Annotated in this window: 6 protein-coding genes; 4 read left to right on the top strand and 2 right to left on the bottom strand. The window is 53.9% G+C overall.

Translation table 11 applies throughout. From position 1 onward, the window contains the following. From ACPLUI_RS10010 to ACPLUI_RS10025, 4 genes are all read left to right on the top strand, one after another. Window positions 1–932, top strand: a 932-nt coding sequence (locus tag ACPLUI_RS10010; protein WP_424660120.1) for a thiolase family protein, incomplete at its 5' end; no start/stop codon positions are given. A gap of 32 nt (window positions 933–964) precedes the next feature. After that, window positions 965–1,807: a 3-hydroxybutyryl-CoA dehydrogenase gene (locus ACPLUI_RS10015; protein ID WP_424660121.1), complete on the top strand. Its 843-nt coding sequence runs from the start codon at window positions 965–967 to the stop codon at window positions 1,805–1,807. Window positions 1,808–1,973: 166 nt separating this feature from the next. Next, window positions 1,974–2,762, top strand: a complete 789-nt coding sequence (locus ACPLUI_RS10020) for an arginase family protein (RefSeq protein ID WP_424660122.1) — start codon at window positions 1,974–1,976, stop codon at window positions 2,760–2,762. A gap of 111 nt (window positions 2,763–2,873) precedes the next feature. After that, on the top strand, window positions 2,874–3,713 hold the full coding sequence (locus ACPLUI_RS10025; protein ID WP_424660123.1) for a DNA adenine methylase: 840 nt from the start codon (window positions 2,874–2,876) through the stop codon (window positions 3,711–3,713). On the opposite strand, the gene ACPLUI_RS10030 is transcribed toward ACPLUI_RS10025, so the two are convergent. Together ACPLUI_RS10030 and ACPLUI_RS10035 are read right to left on the bottom strand one after the other, a co-directional pair. Then, window positions 3,704–5,131, bottom strand: coding sequence for a PIG-L deacetylase family protein (locus ACPLUI_RS10030; protein WP_424660124.1), 1,428 nt, complete (start codon window positions 5,129–5,131; stop codon window positions 3,704–3,706). The two genes, ACPLUI_RS10025 and ACPLUI_RS10030, sit on opposite strands and share 10 nt — an antisense overlap. Before the next feature lie 169 nt (window positions 5,132–5,300). Continuing rightward, window positions 5,301–5,805, bottom strand: a 505-nt coding sequence (locus ACPLUI_RS10035; protein ID WP_424660125.1) for a response regulator transcription factor, incomplete at its 5' end; no start/stop codon positions are given.

Here is a 5,805-nt window from a genome sequence, read left to right on the forward strand (position 1 = left end):
TGGAACAGCAATGTGCCTCTGGAATGCGGGCGGTGGAGATTGCAGCGCAGCAGATTATGCTCGGCAAATCCAGTATCAGCCTGGCGGTGGGTATGGAAAGCATGTCCCAGGTACCTTACCTGCTCATGGGGGTGCGGACGGGATACCGGATGGGTCCAGGGCGCGTAGAGGATGCCCTGCTATACGATGCGCTGCATGATGCGTTTCACGGTTATCATATGGGGGTGACCGCAGAGAATCTGGCGGAACGATACGGTATCACCCGCCAGGAACAGGACGAACTGGCTCTGTTAAGCCACCAGCGTGCCGTAGCCGCCATCCGGGAAGGAAAGTTTAAAGAGGAAATCATTCCCGTAGAGGTTAAGACCAGGAAGGGAAGTGTGGTGATAGACACCGACGAACATCCCCGGCCAGACACTTCCCTGGATGCTCTTTCAAAACTCCGACCTGTATTCAAAGAAGGGGGAACCGTAACGGCAGGTAATGCCAGCGGGATCAACGACGCTGCGGCGGCACTTATCTTGATGGCGGAATCGAAAGCCCGGGAGCTGGGCGTAAAACCCCTGGCAAAAATTATTGCTACCGCTTCTTTTGGTGTGGCTCCCGAGATTATGGGCATCGGCCCGGCCTATGCCATTCCCAGGGCATTGAAGTTCGCAGGACTGCAGTTGGAAGACATCGATTACTTTGAAATCAATGAAGCCTTCGCTGCTCAGTTCCTGGCTGTCAACCGGGAATTAAAACTGGACATGGAACGTGTAAATGCCAACGGTTCCGGCATTGCTCTGGGGCATCCGGTGGGGTGCACCGGGGTCCGGATTATCGTCACTCTTCTGTCTGAACTGCGCCGTCGAGGCGGACGCTATGGAGTGGCCTCCTTGTGCGTGGGTGGCGGCCCGGCCATGGCCACAGTCGTTGAAGCGCTTGCCTAGAGGCAGAAATAAAAGAGGGGAGGAAAAGCACCATGGAAAGGGTATTGGTTTTGGGAGCTGGCACCATGGGGTCGGGTATAGCCCAGGTGGTTGCCCAGGCCGGGTTTTCCGTTATCTTATGTGATGTGGAAGATCGTTTTGTACAACGGGGTCTGCTCCTAATTGAGAAAAACCTGGCTCGTCAAGTGGAAAAGGGAAGGATAACGGCTGCGGACAAAGAAGCTATTCTGGGGCGAATAAAAACTACCACCAATATGGGCGACGGTGCTGATGTTGATCTGGTTATAGAAGCGGTTATTGAAAACCTGGAATTAAAGATAAACGTTTTCCGGGAACTGGACCGTACCATAAAGAAAGAGGCCATTCTGGCCAGCAACACCTCGGCTTTAAGTATTAGTGCCCTGGCCGCTGCTACTTCCCGGCCGGAAAAGGTCATCGGTATGCACTTCTTTAACCCTGCGCCTGTCATGCAACTGGTGGAGGTTATCAAGGGGTCTGCTACCAGCGAGGAAACCTTTGCCACCATCAGGGCTGTGGTGGAAAAATTGGGTAAAACTCCTGTGGCTGTTAATGAAGCGCCCGGGTTTATTGTGAACCGCATGCTGGTACCCATGATCAATGAAGCCGCGTATATCCTCATGGAAGGTGTGGCCAGTGCCGAAGATATCGACACGGCCATGAAGTTGGGCGCCAATCACCCTATAGGTCCCCTGGCCCTGGCGGACATGATAGGCATCGATGTCTGCCTGGCAGTGATGGAAACTCTGTACGCTGAATTCAGCGATGCCAAATATCGTCCCTGCCCGCTGTTAAGAAAGCTCGTTCGTGCCGGGTACCTTGGACGCAAGACAGGTAAAGGCTTCTATACGTATTAACTTGAAACCCTTTTAAAGCTGGTGTAAAATGTAACCAGAAAAAGAAGAAGCGCTTTTCTCCTGACCGTTTTCGCATCTCCTCGGCGCCAGTCCGGGGTGACATTCGACCTCATGGTGTTAGCCAGAAACTGATTCACTTTTACGTTGCAGTTGGAGCTGGTGGACCGTGCGGGTAGGGCTTCTGGAAACAGACGAGACGTTTGTCTGGCAGCCACGTCTTGCTCGCCGCGTGGAATGCCGGTTACGGTTGGATATGCCCGGCCTCCGTTGCATGAGTTCACTGGAGACGCTGGCTGTCGTATCTGAACGGCTGAAAAATTTCCCGGCCAACTTCGTTTTTATGGGCAGCGGCGCCTTTCATCACCTGGCGCTGCCCCTGATTGTCAGGCAGGCTGCAAAAGGGCCGCTGAATGTACTCATTTTCGACCGTCACCTGGACTATTTCTCCGTTTCCAAAGGGTTTGTGAGTTGCGGTTCCTGGATTCGGGAAGTGGTAAAGCTTCCCGGGGTGCGGCGGGTGGTGGTAATCGGGATTGACGAAAAGACGGTGAGTCTGCCTGCGAGTTTGCCGCCCAAAGTGTTAGTATTGACTGCTCAGGCATGGCGGTCCATGTTCCCCCGCGCCGGGAACAACAGGAGCTATTGGGACGCAGTGCTGAGCGCTGGCAACATCTATCTCAGTATAGACAAAGATGTTTTTAGTACAGTAGCTACCGACTGGGGAGCGGGAGAGCTACCGGTGGGCGAGGTACTTACTTTTTTGCGCTGGTGTGTGGCACGCCGCCGGCTGGTTGGTGTGGACGTCTGCGGGGAATTCGTGCCTCGCGGCCCGTGGCCGACGCTGGAAGAACGGAAGTTAATTGCTCACAACGAGAGGATTAACCTTGCCCTGTACTGGTTTTTCCAGACATCGAAACCTTTTGTGGCCCCCGGGGTGGGGAGGCAAAGGTCATAGACGTCCGCGGTATGTGAACAATATCCCTGGAAATATTCGCTAAAGGACAGGAATTCGCCCCCTCGAGGGCGAATTTTTTGTTCGCATAAGTTAGCACAGGGGGGTGGATTGTTGTACGAGACATACCCTGCGCAGATAAGGGGAGGGGGTCCCAGGCCCCCCGTCAAGTGGGCGGGGGGGAAATTCCAGCTCATACCTCAATTCGAACCATTGTTTCCCCAAAGAGAGTATGGCCTCTACGTTGAGCCTTTTGTCGGCGGCGGGGCGGTTTTCTTCCACCTGCTACCCCCCAGGGCGGTCCTGATCGACAGCAACGAGGAGTTAATCAATTTCTACCTGGTCGTGCGGGACGACCTGGAAGCTCTCCTGCAGGACTTGAAAAAGCACGAAAATACTGCGGAATATTACTACCGCATCCGTGCCCTTGAACCGGAGCAGCTTACTCCCGTGGAACGGGCTTCCAGGTTCCTTTACCTTAACAAGACGGGATATAACGGATTGTGGCGGGTTAACAGCCAGGGGAAACATAACGTACCATTTGGACGGTACAAAAATCCCAAAATAATAGACGAGACGAACCTGCGCCTGGTCAGCTACGCTTTGCGGCAGGCGGAAATCCTCTGCGACGACTTCAGTCGGGTGCTGGAATATGCTGAGCCGGGAGCTTTTGTTTATCTGGACCCACCCTACCACCCGCTGTCGGAAACGGCCAATTTCACCAGCTATACCCCTGACGCGTTTGGAGAAGACGACCAGCGGCGCCTAGCTGAAGTGTTTCGGGAGCTGGACCGGAGGGGCTGCCTGGTCATGTTGAGCAATTCGGATACCTCATTTATTCGTGAGCTTTATAAGTGCTACGACATACAGGTGGTCTACGCGAAAAGGGCCATCAACTGCCGGGGCGATAAGCGCGGGCCGGTCCCGGAATTGGTTATTCGCAACTATAGCTGACCGGGAGGGGCAATCATAAACAAACGGTAGTCCGTCTTATCAAACAGGATATGACCCAGATAGGCTTCACCGTCCATTAAGACGAAGCGGGCCTTTTCAAGGTCCCTGCTGGGGACAGCAATGAAACGGTGGTTTTCATCCCCTTCCACCTGTAGTGGCGGCAGATTAAGGTTGTTCCCGGCCGGCGTCATCACCTTCACCTGCCGGCTGGTGATAAGGTAATCCAGACGCTTAACCGTCCCGTCGGGGAAGAAAAAGCGCATGTCCAAACGGTATTTTGCCCGCGACGTAATGGGTTGTACGGTTTGCAGGACCAGCCACAGGCGGTCGCGCTGGAACAGCATCCCCACGGCAGACAGGTCGGGGATCCTTTCGAACCGGTACAGGAGGCGGTAAAAGCTGCTGTTTGCCCTTGCGTCCCGCACCAGTGACACGGGGTCCTCTTTTTCAAAAAGGGAGAGCGATTCGCTGTAGTGAGGCACCACGGGTATCTTACTTGTGCCGAACAACTCGGTGCTTCTGATAAAGGCTCTCAAAAAAGGTCCCATAGCCTTAATCTGGGTGGCATAGCAGCCTATGGCCCTGGTTTTTAAATTTATCTCATTCCGCGATAGGGGGACTTCCGTCCAGGTGGTACCGATGCCCACCATTTCTTTGGGTGGACGGAGGGGTTTGCCGGGTTCCGGCATGAGCGGTTCCGGCCAGTAGCTGCGGTGCACCAGGTAAGTATATATTTTGGCCTGATAATTCATTCTGGCCAGAGTATAAAGGACAAAGGCGTTTACGGCCCAGTGATCGGGGTGCTCATCTCCCGAGTCGGGGACATAGATGTTCGTAGGTTTAAAGTCTGCGATGATTTTCGTCAGGGCGTCAACTACGCTTTCACCGCAGTAAGGAGCTCCGGGCTGCCAGGCACTGGCATAGGGCACCCGGTTGCTGCCGTTTGTGCCGGTGTAAAGGTGATGATAATCCCAATAATTATCCCAGAGGTGGCGCATCCCACCATCCGGGTAGCCCAGGAAAATGACGTCCTTCTCCGGTAGACCAAGCGTCTTCATCGCCCGGAGAGTTTCCAGCCGCCGGGCTTCCCCCATTTTCCTATAATCGCCGGGTGTGAGCGTGCGCTTACCGGTGAAGGCCCGGGCTGCCTTGGTAAACCCATCGCCATAAGTAACCATAACCACCCTGACGGGAATGCCCCGTTTCACTGCCCGGGCAATCATGGCACCGGGTCCCAGGGTTTCATCATCCGGGTGTGGGGCCACTACCAGCACTCTTCTTGCAGTTATAATACCTAAACGGACATTGACTCCGAACCACTGGGGGTAAAAAAAGTAAAGAAAAGCCCCTGCACCCAGAAGTACAAAGCCCAGGGCTCCACCCAGCATAAGCCTTTGTCTGGAAGTTAAATTTTTCATCTTGTATAAAAATTTGCGGATTTTCATTCACATTTCACGGCAACCTGGCTGTTTTCGGATCAAAAATTGATAGCATTTGGAGTAAAAGTATTTAAAAAGCATTGAGGAGAGAACCAGGCTCAGGGCCAATGTGGTAAATAACGCGATCCCCAGGCCGAGCACGAAAGTTTTAAGAAAAGTGCTCCACTTCCGCATCTTTTTCCTCCAGGACAAATTTATAGCCCACACCCCACACGGTTTTAATACGCCACGCGCATGAGAATGGCTCCAGTTTCTCCCGGATCCGGTTGATGTGCACATCCACAGTCCGGGTGTTGCCCTCAAAGTTGAAACCCCACAGTTGCCGCAGGAGAGACTCGCGGGTGAAGACGCGGTTGGGATGGGAGGCCAGGAAGTATAAAAGTTCAGTCTCCCTGGGGGTGAAATCCACCCGCTCGCCACACACTTTCACTACATAGCTGCTTAAATCTATAACCATATCGGGCAGTTCTATACGCTCGGGTTTGTTCCCGGTTCTCCGCAGGATTGCCCTCACCCGGGCCACCAGTTCCAGCGGGTCAAAAGGCTTCACAATGTAGTCGTCCGCGCCCAGATCGAAACCGCGCAACTTACTCTGCAACTCACCTTTCGCGGTCAGAATAATCACCGGCAGGGAGGAGTGCTGCCGTATCCAG

It is taken from the genome of Desulfofundulus sp. (assembly GCF_049701015.1).
Taxonomy (GTDB): Bacteria; Bacillota; Desulfotomaculia; order Desulfotomaculales; family Desulfovirgulaceae; genus Desulfofundulus.